Origin of the sequence: Methylobacterium organophilum, assembly GCF_022533465.1 — a bacterium.
Classification (GTDB): Bacteria; Pseudomonadota; Alphaproteobacteria; order Rhizobiales; family Beijerinckiaceae; genus Methylobacterium; species Methylobacterium organophilum.
The window spans coordinates 4,486,412-4,507,769 of sequence record NZ_CP092848.1 but is presented as its reverse complement, the minus strand read 5'-3'; the positions used below and the strand labels follow the sequence as shown (position 1 = coordinate 4,507,769).

The 21,358-nt window shown below is 71.5% G+C and carries 18 protein-coding genes; 7 read left to right on the top strand and 11 right to left on the bottom strand.

All coding sequences use genetic code 11. The features are described 5' to 3' along the window. The first annotated feature begins 8 nt into the window (after positions 1 to 8). The 5 genes from ntrC to hfq all read left to right on the top strand — a co-directional run bounded on the left by ntrC (position 9) and on the right by hfq (position 7,428). Positions 9 to 1,472: a nitrogen regulation protein NR(I) gene (gene ntrC, locus MMB17_RS21295; protein ID WP_238310694.1), complete on the top strand. Its 1,464-nt coding sequence runs from the start codon at positions 9 to 11 to the stop codon at positions 1,470 to 1,472. Positions 1,473 to 1,550: 78 nt separating this feature from the next. After that, complete coding sequence (locus MMB17_RS21290; protein ID WP_241100196.1) at positions 1,551 to 3,191, top strand: DEAD/DEAH box helicase; 1,641 nt, start codon at positions 1,551 to 1,553, stop codon at positions 3,189 to 3,191. A gap of 75 nt (positions 3,192 to 3,266) precedes the next feature. Then, complete coding sequence (locus MMB17_RS21285) at positions 3,267 to 5,621, top strand: sensor histidine kinase NtrY-like (RefSeq protein ID WP_241100195.1); 2,355 nt, start codon at positions 3,267 to 3,269, stop codon at positions 5,619 to 5,621. Continuing rightward, complete coding sequence (gene ntrX / locus MMB17_RS21280) at positions 5,618 to 6,988, top strand: nitrogen assimilation response regulator NtrX (protein ID WP_238310697.1); 1,371 nt, start codon at positions 5,618 to 5,620, stop codon at positions 6,986 to 6,988. Before MMB17_RS21285 ends, ntrX begins: the two co-directional genes overlap by 4 nt. A 185-nt stretch (positions 6,989 to 7,173) precedes the next feature. Next, positions 7,174 to 7,428, top strand: coding sequence for an RNA chaperone Hfq (gene hfq / locus MMB17_RS21275; protein WP_003600267.1), 255 nt, complete (start codon positions 7,174 to 7,176; stop codon positions 7,426 to 7,428). Between the two features lie 368 nt (positions 7,429 to 7,796). Here hfq and MMB17_RS21270 read toward each other — a convergent pair whose 3' ends face one another. The 8 genes from MMB17_RS21270 to mdcA all read right to left on the bottom strand — a co-directional run bounded on the left by MMB17_RS21270 (position 7,797) and on the right by mdcA (position 16,711). After that, positions 7,797 to 10,328, bottom strand: a complete 2,532-nt coding sequence (locus MMB17_RS21270; protein ID WP_241100194.1) for a TonB-dependent receptor family protein — start codon at positions 10,326 to 10,328, stop codon at positions 7,797 to 7,799. A 291-nt stretch (positions 10,329 to 10,619) separates the two neighbouring features. Continuing rightward, on the bottom strand, positions 10,620 to 11,555 hold the full coding sequence (locus MMB17_RS21265) for an acyltransferase domain-containing protein (protein ID WP_241100193.1): 936 nt from the start codon (positions 11,553 to 11,555) through the stop codon (positions 10,620 to 10,622). Then, positions 11,552 to 12,421 carry a triphosphoribosyl-dephospho-CoA synthase MdcB gene (mdcB, locus tag MMB17_RS21260; RefSeq protein ID WP_241100192.1) on the bottom strand — a complete coding sequence of 290 codons (870 nt, stop codon included), beginning with the start codon at positions 12,419 to 12,421 and terminating at the stop codon, positions 11,552 to 11,554. Before mdcB ends, MMB17_RS21265 begins: the two co-directional genes overlap by 4 nt. Then, positions 12,418 to 13,089: a malonate decarboxylase holo-[acyl-carrier-protein] synthase gene (mdcG, locus tag MMB17_RS21255; protein WP_241100191.1), complete on the bottom strand. Its 672-nt coding sequence runs from the start codon at positions 13,087 to 13,089 to the stop codon at positions 12,418 to 12,420. Before mdcG ends, mdcB begins: the two co-directional genes overlap by 4 nt. Next, entirely contained in the window at positions 13,082 to 13,798 is a 717-nt protein-coding gene (gene mdcE / locus MMB17_RS21250; protein WP_241100190.1) for a biotin-independent malonate decarboxylase subunit gamma, read from the bottom strand. Before mdcE ends, mdcG begins: the two co-directional genes overlap by 8 nt. Continuing rightward, a complete protein-coding gene (locus MMB17_RS21245) occupies positions 13,785 to 14,702 on the bottom strand; it encodes a biotin-independent malonate decarboxylase subunit beta (RefSeq protein WP_238310703.1) in 918 nt (305 codons plus the stop codon). The genes mdcE and MMB17_RS21245 overlap by 14 nt, the downstream gene beginning before the upstream one ends. Position 14,703: 1 nt before the next feature. After that, complete coding sequence (mdcC, locus tag MMB17_RS21240; RefSeq protein ID WP_238310704.1) at positions 14,704 to 15,012, bottom strand: malonate decarboxylase acyl carrier protein; 309 nt, start codon at positions 15,010 to 15,012, stop codon at positions 14,704 to 14,706. A 52-nt stretch (positions 15,013 to 15,064) separates the two neighbouring features. Continuing rightward, positions 15,065 to 16,711 carry a malonate decarboxylase subunit alpha gene (gene mdcA, locus MMB17_RS21235; protein ID WP_241100189.1) on the bottom strand — a complete coding sequence of 549 codons (1,647 nt, stop codon included), beginning with the start codon at positions 16,709 to 16,711 and terminating at the stop codon, positions 15,065 to 15,067. A 244-nt stretch (positions 16,712 to 16,955) separates the two neighbouring features. Here mdcA and madL point away from each other — a divergent pair, with 244 nt between their 5' ends. Next, a complete protein-coding gene (gene madL, locus MMB17_RS21230; RefSeq protein ID WP_241100188.1) occupies positions 16,956 to 17,423 on the top strand; it encodes a malonate transporter subunit MadL in 468 nt (155 codons plus the stop codon). 17 nt (positions 17,424 to 17,440) lie between these two features. Further along, positions 17,441 to 18,208: a malonate transporter subunit MadM gene (gene madM, locus MMB17_RS21225; protein WP_238310915.1), complete on the top strand. Its 768-nt coding sequence runs from the start codon at positions 17,441 to 17,443 to the stop codon at positions 18,206 to 18,208. Positions 18,209 to 18,291: 83 nt separating this feature from the next. Here the strand turns inward: madM and MMB17_RS21220 are convergent, their stop codons facing one another. The 3 genes from MMB17_RS21220 to dctP are packed head-to-tail and all read right to left on the bottom strand — an operon-like array spanning position 18,292 to position 21,343. Further along, entirely contained in the window at positions 18,292 to 19,644 is a 1,353-nt protein-coding gene (locus MMB17_RS21220; RefSeq protein ID WP_241100187.1) for a TRAP transporter large permease, read from the bottom strand. Beyond that, positions 19,641 to 20,324, bottom strand: a complete 684-nt coding sequence (locus MMB17_RS21215) for a TRAP transporter small permease (RefSeq protein ID WP_238310708.1) — start codon at positions 20,322 to 20,324, stop codon at positions 19,641 to 19,643. Before MMB17_RS21215 ends, MMB17_RS21220 begins: the two co-directional genes overlap by 4 nt. Further along, positions 20,321 to 21,343, bottom strand: a complete 1,023-nt coding sequence (gene dctP, locus MMB17_RS21210; protein ID WP_238310709.1) for a TRAP transporter substrate-binding protein DctP — start codon at positions 21,341 to 21,343, stop codon at positions 20,321 to 20,323. Before dctP ends, MMB17_RS21215 begins: the two co-directional genes overlap by 4 nt. Positions 21,344 to 21,358 lie beyond the last annotated feature (15 nt).

Genomic DNA, 21,358 nt, shown 5'->3' with positions numbered 1-21,358 from the left:
CAAGCGTCATGCCGAACGGCCACATCATCGTCGCGGACGACGACGCCGCGATCCGCACGGTCCTCAATCAGGCCCTCTCGCGAGCGGGCTACGAGGTCCGCTCCACCGGCAACTGCGCCACGCTCTGGCGCTGGGTCGCGCAGGGAGAGGGGGACCTCGTCATCACCGACGTGATGATGCCCGACGAGAACGTGTTCGACCTGCTGCCCCGCATCAAGCGGGTGCGGCCGGAGCTGCCGATCATCGTGATGAGCGCGCAGAACACCTTCATGACCGCGATCCGCGCCTCGGAGCGGGGCGCCTACGAGTACCTGCCCAAGCCCTTCGACCTGAAGGAGCTGACGGCGATCGTCGGCCGCGCCCTCTCCCGCCCCCGCGGCGCCCCCCCGCCCGGCGCCGGCCCGGAGAACGAGGACATCCCCCTGGTCGGCCGCTCGCCGGCCATGCAGGAAATCTACCGGGCGCTGGCCCGGCTGATGCCGACCGACCTCACCGTGATGATCACCGGCGAATCCGGCACCGGCAAGGAGCTGGTGGCCCGCGCGCTGCACGATTACGGCCGCCGCCGCTCCGGACCCTTCGTGCCGGTCAACATGGCCGCGATCCCCCGGGACCTGATCGAATCGGAGCTGTTCGGCCACGAGAAGGGCGCCTTCACCGGCGCGCTCCAGCGCTCGGCCGGCCGCTTCGAGCAGGCGGAGGGCGGGACGCTCTTCCTCGACGAGATCGGCGACATGCCGATGGAGGCGCAGACCCGGCTGCTACGCGTCCTTCAGCAGGGCGAGTATACCACCGTCGGCGGCCGCGTGCCGATCAAGACCAATGTCCGCATCATCGCGGCGACCAACAAGGACCTGCGGGTCTCGATCCAGCAGGGCATCTTCCGCGAGGACCTGTTCTTCCGCCTCAACGTGGTGCCCCTGCGCCTGCCGGCCCTGCGCGAGCGGGCCGAGGACGTGCCCGACCTGGTGCGCCACTTCTTCGTGCTGGTCGAGCGCGAGGGCCTGACCCGCAAGACCCTCGACGGCGACGCCATGGAGCGGCTGAAGCGCTACCGCTGGCCCGGCAACGTGCGCGAGCTCGAGAACCTGGTGCGGCGGCTCGCGGCGCTCTATCCGCAGGAGACCATCACCGGCCCGGTCATCGAGGCGGAACTCGACACCCTGCCGCTGGCCCAGCCCCAGGCCGCCACGGCGGCGGGGGGCCGCAAGGCCGGGGGGGAGAGCGAGACCCTGTCGGGCGCCGTCGAGCGTCACCTCGCCGATTATTTCTCGGGCTACCGGGACACCCTGCCGCCGCCCGGCCTCTATCACCGGATCCTGCGGGAGATCGAAGGCCCGCTGATCGGCGCGGCCCTGGCCGCCACCCGCGGCAACCAGATCCGCGCCGCGGAGCTGCTCGGGGTCAACCGCAACACCCTGCGCAAGAAGGTGCGCGACCTCGACCTGCAGGTCTTCCGCACCTCCCGCTGACCGCGACGGGGGAGGGATCCCAGCCTCCTCCGATCCCCCTCTGTTCTCCTCGCTCCGGCCGCGCTAGAGGCGCGGCCCATGCTCCGCCTCCGTGACTATCAGCGCGCCGCCCTGGACGCCCTCGACCGGCACTGGTCCGAGGGCGGGGGGCCGGGGCTCGTCGTGCTGCCCACCGGGGCCGGCAAGGCCCTGGTCATCGCCGCCCTGATCCGGGAATGGCTGGAGGGCGCGCCGGATGCGCGGCTCTGCGTCGTCACCCATGTGCGCGAGCTCGTCGCGCAGAACCACGCCGAGCTCATGGCCTATTGGCCCCACGCCCCGGCGGGCCTCTATTCCGCCGGCCTCGGACGGCGCGAGGCGCAGGCCCAGATCCTGATCTGCTCCATCCAGTCGGTGCGCGACCGGATGGAGACGCTCGCCCCCTTCGACGCCGTCATCATCGACGAGGCCCATCTGGTGCCGCGCTCGGTCGAGACCAGCTACGGCCGCTTCCTCGCCGCGGCCCGGCGGCGCAACCCGGCGCTGCGCGTCGTCGGCTTCACCGCCACGCCCTACCGCCTCGATTCCGGCCGGCTCGACGAGGGGGAGGGCAAGCTCTTCGAGCGGATCGTGTACGAGGCCGCGGTCGGCGACCTGATCCACCAGGGCTATCTCGCGCCCCTCGTCTGCAAGGCGACGGCGACCGCCCTCGACGTGACCGGCGTGCCCAAGCGCGGGGGCGACTACGTGCCCTCGGCGCTGGAGGCCGCGGTCAACAAGGACTGGGTCACCCGGGCCGCGGTCGCGGAGATGGCGGAATACGGCCGGGAGCGGCGGGCCTGGCTCGCCTTCTGCGCGGGGCTCGCCCATGCCGCCGCCGTGCGCGACGCGGTGCGGGCGGAGGGCTTTTCCTGCGAGACCGTGACCGGGGACATGAACCGGCGGGAGCGCGACCGCGTCGTCGCGGCCTTCCGGGCCGGCCGGATCCGCTGCCTCGCCTCCGTCGGGGTGCTCACCACCGGCTTCAACGTACCGGAGGTCGATCTGGTCGCCCTTCTGCGCCCGACCCAATCCGCCGGCCTCTACGTGCAGCAGGTCGGCCGCGCCCTGCGCCGCGCGCCCGGCAAGGCCGACGCGATCGTGCTCGACTATGCCGGGCTCGTGCGCATGCACGGCCCGGTGGACGCGGTGACCGCCCGCTCCGTCACCCTGGGGGCCGCCGCGCCGGGCCTGAGCCGGGCCAAGCCCTGCCCCGGCTGCGGCGCCCTGATCGCGCTGAATGCCAGCACCTGCGAGGCCTGCTGGGTCGAGCCGGAAGCCGAGGAGGACGGGGGGCCGCCCCACGAGGCGAGCGCGGAGGACGCCCTGCCGATCCTGTCGGAGACGGCCGCGCCCTGGTGGCCCGTCGAATCCTGGCACCTGGCCCACGGCCCCGGGGGCAGCGGGCCCGACCGTCTGGAAGCCGTGTTCCGCTGGCGGAGCGGCGGCTGCCGGATCGAGATCGGGCTTGAGCATTCGGGCCATGCCAGGGAGAAGGCGGTGCAATGGTGGCGGGCCTTCGGCGGCGCCGAGCCGGTGCCGATGCGCGTATCCGACGCGTTGGCCCGCTTCGACGAACTCGAGCGCCCCGCCGCCCTGCAGATCGCCGCGGCCGGCCGGCTCTCGGAGAGCGTCACCGTCCGCTTCGCCGATGGCCGCCGCTTCCGCGACCTGCGCCGCTGGGGCGGCCTCGCCGCCTGACAGGACCGCCGCTCCGGAGCCCCCGCGACCGGATTCGTATTAATTTCGCCACACTGTTGTGGCCCCGCATCAGCCATGCCGTCGCAAGAACAGAACAAGGAGCCGACCGCCTCCGGCCCGCAGGGGCCGGGCGCCACGGCCACGACGCGCCCCAACCCGCGCGGCCCGGGCTGGGCCGGTGCGGCGATGGTCGGCATGGCGCTGGTCTCGGCCACGATCACCTTCCTGATCCTGGCCGGCCTCATCAAGGTGACGCCGACGCCGACCATGGGCGTCACCCTGCTCGCCATCAACGCCGCCGTGGTGCTCGGGCTGGTCGTGGTGATCGCCTGGGAGGCGCGGGTCTTCCTGCATGCCCGCAAGGCCAATGCCACGGTGGCGCGGCTGCACAGCCGCATCGTCGGCCTGTTCAGCCTGATCGCGATCCTGCCGACCATCCTGCTCGCCATCGTCGCCTCGGTGACGATCGACCGGGGCCTGTCCCTCGGCTTCACCGACCGGGTGCGCGACGTGGTGCTGAAATCCGTGGAGGTGGCCGACGCCTATCAGGAGAACCAGTGCCAGTCCCTCGCCCGGGAGATCCGCATCCTCACGGACGACCTGACGCGGGCGCGGCCGAATTTCGACGTGAACCGGGACTGGTTCGAGAACTTCCTCACCACCCGCGCCACGGCCCTGGGCCTGCCCATCGCCAAGATCATGCGCGGCCCCAACGAGGTGGTGGCGCGGGCCAATATCGACGTCCTCAAGCAGACGCGGCTGCCCTCGGCGGCGGCCTTCGAGGATGCGGCGAAGTCGAGCGACCCGATCTGCCTGCTGCCGACCGAGGGCCGGGTCTTCGCCGCCCTGCTGCGCATGCCGGCCTACGACAACGCCGTGCTCCTGGTGCAGCGGGAGGTGAGCCAGCTCGCCATCGATTTCCCCGGCGTGTCGCGGGCGGCGGCGGCCGAGTACCTGACCTACGATTCCCTGCGCCGCTCGATCCAGATCGCCTTCGCCTCGGTCTTCGTGCTGATCTCGCTGATCGCCCTGCTCTCGGCGGTCTGGTTCGGGCTCAACTTCGCCAACCGCTTCGTCGCCCCGATCCGCCGCCTGATCAACGCCGCCGACCAGGTCGCCTCGGGCAACTTCTACGCCCAGGTCCCGGCCCGGAAGACGGATGGCGACCTCGCCCATCTCGGCGAGAGCTTCAACAAGATGACGCAGGAGCTGCGCCGCCAGCATGACGGCCTCACCGCCGCGAGCGAGCTGATCGACCGCCGCCGCCGCTTCACGGAGGCCGTGCTCTCCGGCGTCTCGCCGGGGGTGATCGGCGTGGATGCCGGCGGCCTCATCACCATCGCCAACCCCTCCGCCGAGCGGACCCTCGGGCTCGCCTCCGAGACGCTCGTCGGCATGCCGCTCACCGCCGCGGTGCCGGAGCTCGCGCCGCTGCTGCCGGAGGGGGAGGGGCGCCAGCGCGCGCTCCAGCAGCAGATCCAGCTGACCCGGGGCGGGCGCGAACGCACCATCGCCGTGCGGGTGACGAGCGAACAGGCGCAGGGGGCCGCCCGCGGCTTCGTGGTGACGCTGGACGACATCACCGACCTCGTCTCGGCCCAGCGCACCTCCGCCTGGGCGGACGTGGCCCGCCGCATCGCCCACGAGATCAAGAACCCGCTCACCCCGATCCAGCTCTCGGCCGAGCGGATCCGGCGCAAGTACGGGAAGGTCATCACCGCGGACAAGGAAGTCTTCGACCAGTGCACGGCGACGATCGTGCGCCAGGTCGACGAGATCAAGCGCATGGTCGACGAGTTCTCGTCCTTCGCGCGCATGCCCAAGCCGGCGATCACGCGCCAGGACCTCACCGAGATCGCCAAGCAGAACCTGTTCATGCTCCGCATGGCGCATCCCGAGCTGGACTTCCCGTTCTCGTCGGAGGGGCCGGAGGGCGCGGAAAAGGTCGAGGCAGCCTTCGACGTGCGGCTGCTCAGCCAGGCGCTCACCAACATCCTGAAGAACGCCGTCGAGGCGGTGCAGGCCGTGGAGGCCCTGCTCGCGGAAAGCGGCGAGAAGGGCCGCGTCGCCCTCCGGCTCCTCGTCGAGGGCGACTTCGCGGTGATCGAAGTCACCGACAACGGCAAGGGATTTCCCCAGGAAGGGCGTCAGCGCCTGCTGGAGCCCTATATGACGACGCGCGAAGGCGGTACGGGCCTCGGCCTCGCCATCGTCAGCAAGGTGCTCGAAGAGCACGGCGGCGGCATCGAGTTGAACGACAACCCTGAAGGACGGGGGGGACAGGTTCGCATGCGGGTTCCGCGCGAGATCGGGCATGCCCCGGCGGCGGAGGCCAAAGCGGCCGCCGCCTCGCTCGACAAGAATACGACGGACAAGGACAGGGAGAGCGAGAGCATGGGTTCGCCACGCGTCGCGGAGATGCAGCCATGAGCGCCGATATCCTCATCGTCGACGACGAGGCGGACATCCGCGACCTCGTGGCCGGCATCCTCGACGACGAGGGCCATCGCTGCCGCACGGCCAGCGGCTCGGACGAGGCGCTGGCGGCGATCGAGTCGCGACGGCCGCATCTCGTCTTCCTCGACATCTGGCTGCAGGGCTCGCGCCTCGACGGCCTGCAGGTGCTCGACCTGATCAAGGCGGGCCATCCGGACCTGCCGGTGGTGATGATCTCCGGCCACGGCAACATCGAGACCGCGGTCTCGGCCATCAAGGCGGGCGCCTACGACTTCATCGAGAAGCCGTTCAAGGCCGACCGGCTGATCCTGGTGGCCGAGCGGGCGCTGGAGGCTTCCCGCCTCAAGCGCGAGGTGCGCGACCTCAAGACCCGCTCCGGCCAGGCGAGCCGCCTCGTCGGCGGTTCCGTGGCCATGAACCAGTTGCGCCAGACCATCGAGCGGGTGGCCCCGACCAATGCCCGCGTCATGGTCTCGGGCGCGCCGGGCTCGGGCAAGGAGCTGTCCGCGCGCACCCTGCACGCCGCCTCCGCCCGGGCGAGCGGCCCCTTCGTCGTCATCAACGCGGCGACGATCACGCCGGAGACGATGGAGGCGGAGCTGTTCGGCGTCGAGGCCGGGGAGGGCCGGGCCCGCCGGGTCGGCGCCCTGGAGGAGGCCCATGGCGGCACCCTCTACATCGACGAGGTCGCGGACATGCCGCGGGAGACGCAGAGCCGGATCCTGCGCGTCCTCGTCGACCAGAACTTCCAGCGCGTCGGCGGCACCACGCGGGTGCATGTGGACGTGCGCATCATCTCCTCCTCCTCCCGCGACCTCGCGGAGGAGATCGCCGGCGGCCGCTTCCGCGAGGACCTGTTCCACCGCCTCTCGGTGGTGCCGATCCGCGTGCCCTCCCTGGCCGAGCGCCGGGAGGACGTGCCGGAGCTGCTCGCCTTCTTCATGGACCAGATCTCGGCGGCCACGGGCCTGCCGCGGCGGCGCATCGCCGAGGACGCCATGGCGGTGCTCCAGTCGCATGACTGGCCCGGCAACGTCCGCCAGCTGCGCAACAACGTCGAGCGGCTGATGATCCTGACCCAGACCGACCCGGAGCAGGAGGTCACCTCGGAGATGCTGCCGACCGAGATCGGCGCGCTGGTTCCGACCACGCCGACCGGCGCGGGCGGCGAGAAGCTGATGAGCCTGGCGCTCCGCGAGGCCCGGGAGATCTTCGAGCGCGAGTACCTGATCGCGCAGATCGCCCGCTTCTCCGGCAACATCTCCCGCACGGCCGAGTTCATCGGCATGGAGCGCTCCGCCCTCCACAGGAAGCTGAAGTCCCTCGGCATCGGCTCCTGAGGAAGAATCGGCGAGAGCCGGGCCGAAGCATCACGGCCGGGCTCTTGCATCGCGCGGGGCTTCGCCGTGTAATGTCGACGGCTGGGGAGTCACGCCCGACGAAACGGTGCGGACACGGGACTTCGAAACGCCATCGACAAGAACCCGCCAGATCCGGCGGGCGGCTGGTGCAAGGATAACAAGAAATGGCGGGCGAACGCGCTCAGAACCTGCAGGACACGTTCCTGAACCATGTTCGCAAGAACAAGATCCCGCTGACGATCTTCCTCGTCAACGGCGTGAAGCTCCAGGGCGTTGTGACCTGGTTCGACAACTTCTGCGTGCTTCTGCGCCGGGACGGCCATTCGCAGCTCGTCTACAAGCACGCGATCTCGACAATCATGCCGGGCCATCCGGTTCAGCTCTTCGAGCCGGACGAGACCGCCCCCGAGAAGGCCTGAGGCGCCTGCCGGGCGCATATCGCCGGACCTGAAAACACGCCGCCAGCACCCTCTCTCCGGGAAGGTGCGGCGGCGAAACTTTGCGTGCGGGCGAGCGCCCCCGCGGCGCGGCCTTTCTCAGGACAGGGCGCGGCCCCCGGCCGGCTTCGCGCGCGCACGGGCGGCTAGGACGGCGCCCCGAGACGGCCGCCACCCCGAAGCGATCGAACGGAAGCCCCATGACCGCCCGGCCCCCGGCGCGGCCATCCCGCCCGTCGCGCGCCGCGCCACCCGAAGCCCCCCTCGAAACGCAGACGCGCGGCCCGCCATCAGACGAGCCGCGCGCGCGGAGGGTCGTGGCAGGCGCCGGGTTCGCCGGCGCCCGTTTCTCAGAACTTGCGGACCAGCGGCTCCACCGGCGGGGCGGGCGGCGGCACGTCGAAGGCGTAGCGGAAGCCGCCATAGACCGAGAGCGGCTGCGCCAGCGTCGTGGTGCGCGGGTCGTTGATCACGTAGTTGCCGGCCACCGCACCGGCCTCGGCGAAGGTGCCGAACGTCGCGTAGCGGTTGTTGGTCAGGTTGGTCACGTAGCCGAACAGCTGGAGGTTCTTGTTGACCTGGTAGCTCGTGTTCAGGTTCAGCACGTAATAGGCGGGCAGCTTGGGGTTCAGGTTCGACTCGTCGCCCCGGTAATAGGCCGAGGAGAAGGCCTGGAGGGCCATGCCGACGCGCCAATGCGGCAGCACCTCGACGTCGAAGCCGACCTTGAACTGGTGATCCGGGATCAGCGGCACCTTGTTGCCCGGCACGACGAAGATGGCGCCGTCGTCCGAGAGCGGGTTGTTCGGCGAGGAGAGCGTGCCGTTGAACCGGAAGGTGGCATCGATCAGCGCGTAGTTCGCGTAGACCGTCAGCCAGTCGGACACGTACTCGGCGCTGACCTCGACTCCCTGGCGGCGGGTGGCGGGAACGTTGACGAAGTAGCCGCGGGCCGCGTTGCCGGGGGTGGCGAGCTGCAGGATGTCGTTGGTCAGGTCGGTGCGGAAGGCGCCGATCTTATAGTTCACGAGGCCGCCGTCGTAGAAGTTCGCCAGCGAGCCGCGGAAGCCGACCTCGTAGGTCTGGGCGGTGACCTGCTTGAGCGGCGGATCGGCGACCAGGGAGTTCGGCAGCAGGCAGGGCCGGTCGGGATTGGCGCAGGCGAGCTCCAGCGGGGTCGGGGCGCGGTTCGATTCGGAATAGCCGCCGTAGAGCGCCAGCTCGGGGGCGAAGCGGTAGGTCAGGCCCGCGAGCGGGTTGATCTTGTTGAAGTAATGCGTGCCCGTCACGTCCGGCGAGAAGCCGGTCTGATCCTCGCTGGAGATGCGCGCGAAGTTGAGGCGCGCCCCGGCGGTCAGCGAGAGGGCGTCCGTCAGGTCGATCGTGTCGGAGGTGTAGAGGCCCATATAGAGGTTGGAGCCCTGGACCGAGCTCGGCGCGATGCCGAGGGCGGCGGCGGTCCGCAGGAACTGCGTGCCCAGCCCCGGGACGAACCCGTAATAGGGGTTGTTCGGATCGGTGGTCACCGCCAGGTCGGGATTGATCACCCCGAGGGTGCTCGACGACTTGAAGCTGTAATTGGCGACGTCGATCGAGCCGCCGACCACGAAGCTGTTGTTGAAGCCGAAGACCTTGTCGCGGTTGGCCGCCTGGAGCGAGCCGCCATAGCCGGTCGCCTCGGTCTTGGTGATGTCGATGGTGCCGTAGGGCACGCCCGCCGTGAACGGGATGCCGTTGGCGGCGGTGCCGCGGCCGAGCATCAGGAACTGGTTCCGGAAGTCGAGCTGCGACTGGCCCGGGGCCGGGTCGAAGCCGTCATCCTCGAAGCAGAGGCGCCCGCGGAAGCTCGAACGCGTGCTGCAATTCTCGAAGTTGCCGTCGTTGCCGTCGACGTAGTTCTGGCTGAAGCGGCGGAAATAGGCGTTGCCGGCGAGATCCCAGGTCGGGGAGATGTCGACGCGGCCGGTGAGCTGGATCGTGCCCAGCTGCGTGGTGGTGGTCTGCGGGTAGGTGAAGATCGCCCGGTCGTCGGTGTGCGTGAAGTCGACCGGGGTCGCCGCGGCGGCGCCGAAATAGGTGCGCGCGAGCTGGCCGACGAGGTGGAACTCGGAGTCGAGCGTCCGGTAGCCGAGATCGGCATAGACGCGGCCGATCGTGCTCGGGCTCTGGTAGCGCCAGCCGCGGTCGTTCAGGCCCTCGCCGGCGAAGTAGAAGCTCCATGGGCCGATCATGGTGCCGTACTGGAGCGAGCCGGCGATGCGGCCATCCGAGCCGCCTAGGGCCGAGATCTCGGTGCCCTGCCAGGTGAAGCCGTTCTTCATCTGGATGTTGATGGCGCCGCCCAGGGCGTTGAGGCCGAAGACCGGGTTGCCGGTGACGACGTCGATGCGCTGGATCGCGACCTGCGGGATCAGGTCGAGATTGACCGTGTCGCCGAAGGCCTCGTTGATGCGCACGCCGTTCTGGTAGACGGCCAGCCCCTGCGGCACGCCGGTGACCGGCGAGGCCTGGAAGCCGCGATAGTTGATGTCGATGCGGTTGTTGTTGCCCTGCGAGTCCGAGAGGTTGAGGCCGGGCACGCGCCGGCCGAGCGTCTCGATGGTGTTGAAGGTGGCCCGGTCGAACTCCAGATCGGCCGCCGTCACCGTCTCGACGGTGCTCGGGATCTTGTAGAGCGGCTGGGCGCCCCCGCGCAGCCGCGGCTCGGCCACCGTGGGGAGCTGGGTGGCGGGCGCCAGGCGCGGCCCGAGGCCGGCGCCGGCCACGCCGACCGGGGTGGTCGCGACGACGCTGATCTCGTCGAGCGTTGTGGCCGGCTGCGCCAGGGCAGCGCCCGGCAAGAGCGCAACGGAGGCGATGAGGCTGCGACGGAGCGCGCGCATAGATTCCCGACCCAAGAGATTCGTTGTTGCCGTTGTTGTTCCGGCTGTCCTCGGCCTGTCTGACGCAACTCGGCCGTGCGGCACAATATGGTCACGCTTGGATTTCGGCCTCCGCGGCCGGGCGCGGCGAAGGTTATCCGCGCGCGTGGCGGTCAAGTCACATTTATGCCATAGATATCAAGGGCATACGGGAGCATACGGCAAGGATTTCGGGATCATTCGGCAATCTCGCGTGAGGGTTGAAACACCGGCCCTTGCGCCTGCGAAGCCGGGCGCCGGATCTCCGGTGGGTCAGGCCTGCGCCCGGCCCGCGACCCAGCGGACGAGGCCCGGCGCGGAACGGAAGTCGTCGAGGGCGTGGACCTGGGCGCCGGGGAGGGCATCCCGGGCCATGGTCGCCAGGGCGTGGCCCGGCCCGAGCTCGAGCACCGTCTCGGCGCCGAATTCCCGGCAGGCGTCGAGGCAGGCCGCCCAGTCGATGGTCCGGGCGATCTGGTCCGCGAGCTTGTCCCGCCCGGCCGCGGCATCGAACACCGCCGCCCCGTCGAGCCCGGCGATCAGCCGCGGCGCCCCCGGCGGCGGCCGCAGTGGCGTCGCCTCCGCGAGCGCCGCGCGGAACGCGTCCGCCGCCGCCGCGAGCCGGGGCGTGTGCGAGGGGGTGTGCACCGGCAGCACCACGGCGCGCTGCGCCCCGGCCTGGATCGCCTCCGTGCAGAGCGTTTCGAGGGCCGCCCGGGCCCCGCCGACGACACCACTGTCGATTGCATTCCGGATCGCGAGATGGCCGCCATGCCGGGCCGCCAGGGCGTCGAGGGCGTCGAGCCGGAGGCCGCGGATGCCCGCGAGGCCGAAGCCTTCGCCGGAGGCCGCATCCATCGCCTCGGCCCGGGCGGCCGCGAGGCGCAGCACAGTCTCCGGCGCCAGCCGCCCGGCGACGCCCCAGGCGGCGAGATCGCCGATGCTGTAGCCGGCCACCACCGCGCGGCCGGGCTTCGCGGAGGCGACCAGCGCCCAGCCGGCAAGCGCCGCGACGCAGCACAGGATCTGGCCGGTGCGGTTGCCATGCAGGTCGGCGCCGGCGGCCTTCACTAGGTCGCGCGGGTCGGTGCCGCCGAGGAGCGGCCGGGCCGCCTGGAACACCGCCTGCGCCGCCGGCAGGTCCGCCGTGAGGTCGAACATGCCCGGATGCTGGCCGCCCTGGCCCGAGAGCAGCACGGCCAGGGTCATGCCGCGGCCTCGAGGCCCTGCACGAACAGGCTCATCGCCAGCAGGTCCGCCGCCCCGCCCGGGCTCAGCCGGCGGGCGACGAAGGCATGGTGCAGCGCTTCCGCCGCCCCGCGCCAGCCGGCCTGCCCCACCCCGCCGCGGGCGAGGAAGGCGGCCGCCGCGGCCCGGGCGAAGCGATAGCCGTCCGCGCCCCCGCGATGGAGCAGGTTGGTGTCCTCCAGGGCCGCGACCAGGGCGAGGCAGGCCTCGACCCGGGCCGCCTCGGCGTCGCCGGGCCGCAGCCGCGCGCCGCGCCGCAGGGCCGGCAGGCCGACGCGATAGAGCGTCGGAAAGCCCGCCGCCGCCTCCGCCGGCGCGCCGCCGACGCCGTGGCGCCGCCGCGCCCGGGCCCCCGGCGCATGCAGCAGCACCGGCCCGTCGAGGATCTTTTTCGCGTGCCGCGCCCGGACATGCGCCCCGAGCGACCCCGGCGGGAGCGGCTTCGCCCCGGCCCCGAGCGCCCCGGCGGCGGAGACGAGGAGGCCGAGGCCGAAGATCGCGCCGCGATGGGTGTTCACGCCCCCCGTCGCCGCCCGCATGGCGGCCTCCGCCGCGAGCCCGATTCCGCGCAGATGGTCCATGTCGCGCCCCTCCGCGCCGGCCCGGGCCAGATCCGCGAAGAAGGGTTCCAACGCCGCCGCGCTCGCGGCGAAGCTCGCCGCGTCCATGTCGTCGTGGCTGCCGCTGTCGACATGGCTGACGAGGCCGGGCTTCGGATAGGTGGCGACTTCGAGCCGCAAGGCCGCCACCGCCTGCGCCGCGATGGCCTCGGCCCGGCAGGGCAGGGGGCGGGGAGCGACACAACGGAGGGGGAGGGCCGCACTCATGCCGCCCGCTCCTCCGAGGCGGTGGCCAGCAGGGCGTCGACACGCCTCAGTTCCAGCCGGTCGAGGGATTTGAGGATCGCCTCGCCGGTGCCCGGGAGAAGCTCGCGCCACTGCACCCCGGCGCCGTCCGGGAAGACGATCTCGCCGTCGAGGCGCATCGGCGCCGTCTCGGCCAAGGCGGACAGGCCGGCGAGGAAGCCCGGCGGCACCGGGCCGGAAACGGGCCAGAGCAGGTCGAGATCCGAGGCGTCGCTCAGATAGGGCAGGCCGGTCAGGGCCTGCCAGAGCAGGCTGCCGAAGGGGCGCGGACTCAGCCCGAAGCGCTCGCCGAGCCGCAGGAGATCCGCGAACGCGCCCCGCCAGGCGGCCGGCGCCACCTCCGTCACCGCCGCGAGCTCCGGGGCCGGGCAGGGCGCCAGAACCGCCGCCGGCAGGGCGAGGCCGATCCGGCGCTTGCCCGCGGATGGAGGCAGGGGCAGGCCGAGGGGCACCGCGTCCCGCGCCTCGCCGGGATGGTAGCGCCGCACGATCAGCGGATGCCCCGCTTCCGCCCATCCGGCGAGGAGGTCCGATCCGTGGAGATCGGGCCGGGCGCGCAGGAGGTCGTCCCAGGCCGCCGGCACGACCCGGACGAGGTCGTGGCGCCGGCAGGCCGGCGCCTCAGCCACCCCGCGCCTCGCGGGCCACCTGCGCGGCGATCGCCTCCGCCACGGGGCGCCCGCCCCGCTCGGCCCCGAGCCGGTCGCGGATGTCGTCCCGGGGCAGATCCGCGAGCAGGGTGCGGATCTGCGGCGCCAGGGGCTGGCCGGGATCGAGCACCGCATGCACGGCACCGGCGGCGACCATGTTGTCGAGGCCCGGCGCGAAGACCGGGGTCGACTTCGCCATGTCCTCCAAAGTCTCCAGCGGCAGCTTGGTGACCCGGGCGACGGAAGGCAGATCCATCACGCTCGGATTGGCCCCGGGCAGGGCGGCGAGCACGCGGGTGGCCAGGGCGGTGGCGATGAAGGCGCCGGCGGCCGAGTGGCCATAGATCAGACCGAAGGTCGGATGGCCGGAGCGGTCGGCCAGCAGCAGCGCCTTGGCGAGATGGGCGAGGCATTCGTTGAGGCCGAGCAGCTCGTCGCGCCGGCTCATGCGCTGGCTGTCGGAATCGACCAGAACCAGGATCGGCGCGCCGCCCCCGGTCCGCACCGCGTCGAGCACGGCGCGGGAGAGCGCCAGCGCGCCCTCGACGCCCAGGGGCGTGTCGCCGTCGATGCCGACGACCACGGCCTCGGCCCCGTCGAAGGGCCCGCGGCCCGTGACGAGGCCGTCCGCGACCACCACCGCATGGCCCTCCGGGAAGAGGGCGGCGAGGATCTCAGCGAGCGTCATGGTCGGCCTCCTGCACGCGGGCCACGGTCTGCGCGAAGGCGGCCGCGGTCATGGCCGGCACGGCATCGGGATCGTTGACGCCGAGGCGCGCCCAGACCTCCGTGGCGTCGCGGCAATCGCCGAAGCGCGCCACCCGGGCTTCGAGCCGCGCCTGCTCGGCCTCCAGCGTGTCGAGGTCGAAGGCGGGGGCGCGGGCGATCAGGTCGAGGGCGGCGGCGCGGAAGGCGGCGACGCTGTCCTCGGCGAAGGCGTCGGCCCCGCCGATGAGACGGCGGTGCTTGCCGCCCATGGTGCGCCAGACCAGCGCCCGGTCGCGGGAATCGAACTCCTCGGCGCCCCTGTTGGTCTCGATCACCTCCGGCCCGGAGACCGAGATGCGCCCGCTCTCGGAGACGGCGAGCCGCGAGCAGGTCCCGGCGATGAGGCCGCCGCCGCCGTAGCAGCCGGCGCGGCCGCCGATCAGGCCGATCACCGGGATGCCGGCGGCGCGCACCGCCACGATCGCCCGCATGGCCTCGGCAATGGCGGTCTCGCCAGCATTGGCCTCCTGCAGGCGCACGCCGCCGGTGTCAAACAAGATCAGCACGGCGGCGGGCTTCACGCTCAACGCCGCGCGGAGAAGCCCGATCAGCTTGGCGCCGTGCACCTCGCCGAAGGCGCCGCCCATGAAGCGGCCCTCCTGCGCGGCGACGAGGACCGGCTTGCCGGCGAGGGCGGCGCGGCCGACCACGATGCCGTCGTCGAAGGCCCGCGGCAGGTCGAAGAGGGGCAGGTGCGGGCTCATGCGCCGCTCGGTCGGCCCGAGGATCTCGGCGAAGCTGCCGGGATCGGTGAGCGCCGCGACGCGCTGGCGGGCGCTCGCCTCGTACCAGCTCAGGGCGCTCGGATCGGTGCTCGCGGCCATGTCAGGCCTCCATCAGCCGGGCGCCCTGGAGCAGGCGCAGGGACACGGTGTCGGGGCGCGCGCCCCCGTCATTGATGCTGATGCGCAGGCCGCCGGGCTGGGTCCGGGCCACGAAATCGGCCACCACCGCCTCCCAGACCGCGCCGTAGCCGGCGATCGGGGTCTCGATCACGACCTCGCAGGCATCGGGCGGCAGCACCCGCTCCAGCAGGATCTCCAGATTGCCGGAGGCGACCACGCCGGTGATGGCGTGCGGCACCGAGCCGGGCAGCGGCGTCTTCGTGGTGTGGCGGAAGGTCAGGGATTCCATGGGGATCTCCGCGGGGACCGGCGCGCCTCCCCCGCACGGGGAGGCGGCGGGCTCACCAGTTCCGGAACTTCGCGGGCGGGTCGTAGAGGCCGCCCGACCAGTGCACGAGGTCCTTGATCGACTTGGCGGCGAGCAGGGAGCGGTCGGCGTCGAGGGGCTCGATGCCGAGATCCTCCGGCCGGCGCACGATGCCGCGGGACCGCAGCGCCTCGACCTTGGCCCGGTTGCGGCCCCGGCCGATCTCGGTGTAGCCGGCCACCCCGCGGATCGCCTGCTCGCGCTCGTCCGCGTCGCGGCAGAGCAGGAGGTTGGCGATGCCCTCCTCGGTGACGATGTGGGTGACGTCGTCGGCATAGACCATGACCGGGGCGAGCTCGAGCCCGGTCTTCTTCGCGAGCTCCATCGCGTCGAGGCGCTCGACGAAGGTCGGGACCAGCTTGTCGCCGAAGGTCTCGACCAGCTGCACCACGAGCTTGCGCCCGCGCATCAGCAGCGGGTCGCCGCCCCCCTGCGCCTCGCGGCCCGCCTTCATCCAGGTGTCGGAGGGATGGCGGCGGCCATGCGGGTCCGAGCCCATGTTCGGCGCGCCGCCGAAGCCGGCCACCCGGTTCTGCGTGACGGTGGAGGAATGGCCCATCAGGTCGATCTGCAGGGTCGAGCCGATGAAGAGGTCGCAGGCATAGAGGCCGGCGGTCTGGCAGAAGGCGCGGTTCGAGCGCAGGGAGCCGTCCGCCCCGGTGAAGAACACGTCCGGCCGCTCGCGGATGTAGCGGTCCATGCCGACTTCCGAGCCGAAGCAATGCACCTGGGAGACCCAGCCCGATTCGATCGCCGGGATCAGGGTCGGGTGCGGGTTGAGCGCCCAGTGGGTGGCGATCTTTCCCTTCAGGCCGAGGCGCTCGCCATAGGTCGGCAGCAGCAATTCGATCGCCGCCGTGCCGAAGCCGATGCCGTGGTTGAGCCGGCGGATGCCGTATTCGGCGTAGATCCCCTTGATCGCCATCATGGCCATCAGGATCTGCGTCTCGGTCATCGCCGCGGGATCGCGGGTGAAGAGCGGCTCCACGTAGAAGGGCTTGTCGGCCGCGACCACGAAGTCGACCCGGTCGCCGGGGATGTCGACCCGGGGCACGCGCGCGACGATCTCGTTGACCTGCGCGATCACGACGCCGTTCTTGAAGGCGGTCGCCTCCACCACCGTCGGCGTGTCCTCGGTGTTGGGCCCCGTATACAGGTTGCCCTCCCGGTCGGCGGAGACGCCGGCGATCAGGGCGACGTTTGGCGTCAGGTCGACGAAGTAGCGGGCGAAGAGCTCCAGATAGGTGTGCACCGCGCCGAGCTCGATCTGCCCGCCATAGAGCATCCTCGCGATCCGCCCGCCCTGGGGGCCGGAATAGGAATAGTCGAGGCGCCGGGCGATGCCCGTCTCGAACACGTCGAGATGCTCGGGCAGCACGATGCCCGACTGGACCATGTGCAGGTCGTGGATCTTGGCCGGGTCGCAGGCCGCCAGCCCGCGGGCGAGGCAATCCGCCTGCTTCTGGTTGTCGCCCTCCAGGCAGACCCGGTCGCCGGGGCGCAGCACCGCTTCGAGCAGGTCGATCACGGCCCCGGCGGCCACGACCTTGCCCGTCGCGTGGGGGCGGCCCGCCGCGATCCGCTCCTCCCGGGCCCGTTTCTCCCCGCGCCAGTCGCTCATGGAAGCTTCCTTCGCCCGTCCGTATCCGCATCGGCGGAGAATGGCCGATCACGTATCCGTTATCGCCATCATGACCGATATTGGTATTCTTGTTTGCGGATTTGTCAATATTCTGCATACTGACAACGAAGCCGATCCATAACGGCGAAACAGGAAGGAATCGTCCGATGCGCCCTGCCGCAGCGCCCCCTCTCCGCCGGCCTGTCGCCGATGCGCGGGCCGTCCCCGCGCGGGGAGGCCGGGCATGACCATCCTCGGTGTCGCCCTGCTCGCGGCCTGCACGCTGATCGGCGTGTATCTCGGCGACCTGCTCGGGGCCGCGCTCCACGTGAAGGCCAATGTCGGCGGCGTCGGCCTGGCGATGATCCTGCTCATCGCCGCCCGGGTCTGGCTCAAGACGCACGACCGTCTCGGCAAGGGCGTCGTCACCGGCGTCGAGTTCTGGGCCAGCATGTACATCCCCATCGTCGTGGCGATGGCCGCGCAGCAGAACGTGGTCGCCGCGGTGAGCGGCGGCCCGATCGTGATCATCGCCGCCACGGGCTCGCTGGTGCTGTGCTTCGCCTGCGTCGCCCTGATCAGCCGGATCGGGCGCCGGCCCGAGGACGACCGCTGGAGCGCCGAGGCCCGGCACGGCGGCGCCGTGATCGGCGGCGAGGCGGAGCCGGCTCCGGCCGCCGGCCCCGTCATCGCCGACCACCGCAGGGGGTGAGCGCCATGGACCTTTCGATCTGGCACGGCATCGAGCACGTCTTCGTCGAGCAGAGCCTGGTGGCGGCCTTCGCCGTCGTCGGCGCGCTGATGCTGTTCTCGAACGTTCTCGCGAGGCGGCTCACGGCGGGCCGGGTGCACGGCTCGGCCATCGCCATCGTGCTCGGGCTGGTCCTGGCCTATTTCGCCGGCCTCCAGACGGGCGGCAAGAAGGGCGTCGCCGACCTCCCGGCCCTGGCCGGGATCGGCCTGATGGGCGGGGCGATGCTGCGCGACTTCGCCATCGTGGCCACCGCCTTCGAGGTGGACGTGGTCGAGGCGCGCCGCGCCGGCCTGCTCGGCGTCCTCGCCCTGGCGCTGGGCACGCTGCTGCCCTTCGTGGTCGGGGCGCTCACGGCGGTCGCCTTCGGCTATCACGACGCGGTCTCGATCACGACGATCGGCGCGGGCGCGGTCACCTACATCGTCGGCCCGGTCACCGGCGCGGCGATCGGGGCGGATTCGACGGTGATGGCGCTCTCCATCGCCACCGGCGTCACCAAGGCGGTGATGGTGATGGTCGGCACGCCGCTGGTCGCCCGGCTCATCGGCCTCGACAACCCGCGTTCGGCCATGGCCTATGGCGGGCTGATGGGGACGGTGAGCGGGGTGGCCGGCGGGCTCGCGGCCACCGACCCGCGGCTCGTGCCCTACGGGGCGCTCACCGCCACCTTCCACACCGGCATCGGCTGCCTCGTCGGCCCCTCGCTCTTCTTCCTGACGGTGCGCGCCCTGGTCGGGGGCTGAGGGCGCGCCCGGCGGACCCGAAAAAACCCGCCGCGCCTCCGAAGGATTCGGGGCGCGGCGGGGCGTCGTCATCGCGGTCCGGCTCAGCGGGTCGAGGGCAGGAGCTGGTCGGGCAGCCAGAGGGCGATGCCCGGCACCAGGCAGAGCAGCACGATCGCGATCCCCATCAGGATCACGAAGGGCAGGGTGCCCCAGATGATGTCCTTGAGCGGGATGTCCGGGGCGATGTTCTTGATGACGAAGATGTTGAGCCCCACCGGCGGGTGGATCAGGCCCATCTCCATGGTGATCGTCATCACCACGCCGAACCAGACGAGGTCGAACCCGGCGGCCTTGAGCGGCGGCAGGATGATCGGCGCCGTCATCAGGATGATCGAGACCGGCGGCAGGAAGAAGCCCAGGGCGATCACCAGCGCCAGGATGGTGGCGAGGAGCAGCCAGGGCGAGAGCTGCATCGCCACGATGGCCTGGGCCGCCGCCTGGCTGATGTGGAGGTAGCTCATCACGTAGGCGTAGAGGAGCGACATGCCGATGATCAGCATCAGCATGGTCGATTCCCTGAGCGTCGCGGTCAGGATCGGGTCGAGGTCGCGGAAGCGCCAGACGCCGTAGATGACCGCGATGAGCGCCAGGGCGAGGAGGCCGCCGAGGCCCGCCGTCTCGGACGGGGTGGCGTAGCCGCCATAGAGCGCGACCATGACGCCGGTGAGCAGGACCACGAAGGGCAGCACCCGCGGCAGCGTCGAGAAACGCTCCCGCATGCTGTAGGCCTCCTCCTTCAGGATCGGGTGCTGCGTGCCGTCCCGCTCGTAGGCCCGCTTGGCGGCGGCGAATTCCGAGCGGAAGCGGAACACCGACCAGCCGGCGAAGAGCGCCACCAGCAGGAAGCCCGGCCCGATCCCGGCGAGGAACAGGCGCCCCAGCGACTGCTCGGCGGCGACCGCGTAGAGGATCATGGTGATCGAGGGCGGCAGCAGGATGCCCAGCGTCCCGCCCGCCGCGATGATGCCGGCGGCGAAGCCCGGCGAGTAGCCGCGCTTGCGCATCTCCGGGATGCCGGCCGAGCCGATGGCCGAGCAGGTGGCCGGCGAGGAGCCCGCCATGGCCGCGAACAGGGCGCAGGCGAAGACGTTGGCGATGCCGAGGCCCCCCGGGATGCGGTGCATCCAGGCATGCATGGCCGAGTAGAGGTCCTGGCCGGCCCGGCTCCGCCCGATCGCGGCGCCCTTCAGGATGAAGAGCGGGATCGAGAGCAGGGTGATCGAGGCCATTTCCTCGTAGACGTTCTGCGCCACCGTATCGAGGGAGGCGGCGGGCATGAACGCATACATGAAGGCGAGCGCCACGAAGCCGAGCGCAAAGGCGATGGGGATGCCCGACAGCATCGCCGTGAGCGTCGCCCCGGCATAGAGGAAGCCGATCGCGGCGGTGCTCATCGAGGTGCTCCCGGGGTGCGGGCCGAAGGGGGCGCGTGAGGATCGAGGGGGGCGACGTCGTCGCGGTTCGTGTTGAGGTCGGCGCCCATGCCGATCTTCGGCTGCGCCCGGCCGGCGCTGGCCGGCCCGTAGAGCAGGGCCTCGGCGATCTGCAGGACGAATTGCAGGCCGAGCAGGGTCATGCCCGCCGCCATCAGCAGATAGGGAATGAAGAGCGGGGGCCCCCAGGTCGATTGCGAGATCTGGCCGTCGACCCAGGCCTCGTGGAACAGGCTCCAGCTCTTCCAGGCGAAGAAGGCCACGAAGGCGAGGCTGACCAGGTCGACGAGGAGCAGCCGGATCCGGTTGGCGGCGGCCGGCAGCAGCCCGGTCAGCGCCTCGATGGCGACGTGCCCGCGCTTGGCCTGGACGCCGGCCGCCGAGAGGAAGGTCGCGCCCACGATCAGGAACACGGCCGTCTCGTCCTGCCACTCGGTCGGCTCGTGCAGGACGTAGCGGATCAGCACCGAGTAGCTGAGCACGAGGCAGGCCCCGACGAGGGCGAGGCCGCCGCAGACCAGGATGGCGTGGTTGAGCCGGCGGGTGGCCCGGTCGATCACGCCGAGGGGGCCGGGGATCCGCGGCACCTCGGCCGCGGGCCGCTCGGCGGCGGCCGAGGCCGCGTCGAAGGCGTGGCTCACGCGACCTTCTCCGCGAGTTTCAGGAGCTCGGCGCAACTCGCGTTCTTGTTGGCGAAGTCCTTCCAGGCGGTCTCGCGGGCGATGTCGCGCCATTTGCCCAGCGTCGCCTCGTCCATGTGCACGACCTTGGCGCCGGCCTTGGCGAACACCTCCTCGACCTTGCTGTCGTCGGCCTTGGCGCCGTCCTGGCCGAAGGGCTCCAGCTCCGCGCCCACCGCCATGATCAGGTCCTGCTGGTCCTTGGGCAGGCCAGAGAACACGATCTTCGACATCATGATCGGCTCCAGCATGAACCAGTAGGAGCGCTCGCGCCCCGAGGTCAGGGCCTTCGAGATCTCCTCCAGGCGGAACGAGATCAGGCTGGTGGAGGAGGTCAGCACCGCGTCGCAGGCGCCGGTCTGCATGGCGGCGTAGGATTCGTTGGAGGGCAGGGAGAGGGTCGCCGCGCCGGCCTGCTTCATCATCAGGTCCATCTCGCGGGAGCCGCCGCGGACCTTCATGCCCTTGGCGTCGTCGGGGGTGAGCAGCGGGCGCTCGCGGCTCGCCACGCCGCCGGCCTGCCAGACCCAGGAGACCAGGATGACGCCCTTGGCGTCGAGGATCTCGACGAGCTTGCGGCCCACCGGCGCGTTCTTCCAGGCCACCGCCTGGGCGTAGGAGGGGACGAGGGCCGGCATCAGCCCGATATTCATTTCCGGCACCTCGCCGCCGGCATAGGGCGAGGGATAGAGCGTCATGTCGAGGGCGCCCTTGCGGATGGCGCTGAACTGCGCGTTGGTCTTCATCAGCGAGGAGCCGGGATAGACCTGCAGGTCGAGGGCGCCGCCGGAGCGCTCCTTGAGGGCGGCGGCGAATTTCCGGCACATGCGGTCGCGGAAGTCGCCCTCCTCGGCCGAGCCGCCGGGAAACTGGTGCGAAATCTTCAACGTGGTCGCCGCGCGGGCGGAGCCGAGGCCCAGCTTGAGCAGGGCAGGGGCGGCCAGACCGGCCGCGAGAAGGTGGCGGCGGTGGATCAACATAGCGTCTCCTCCCGA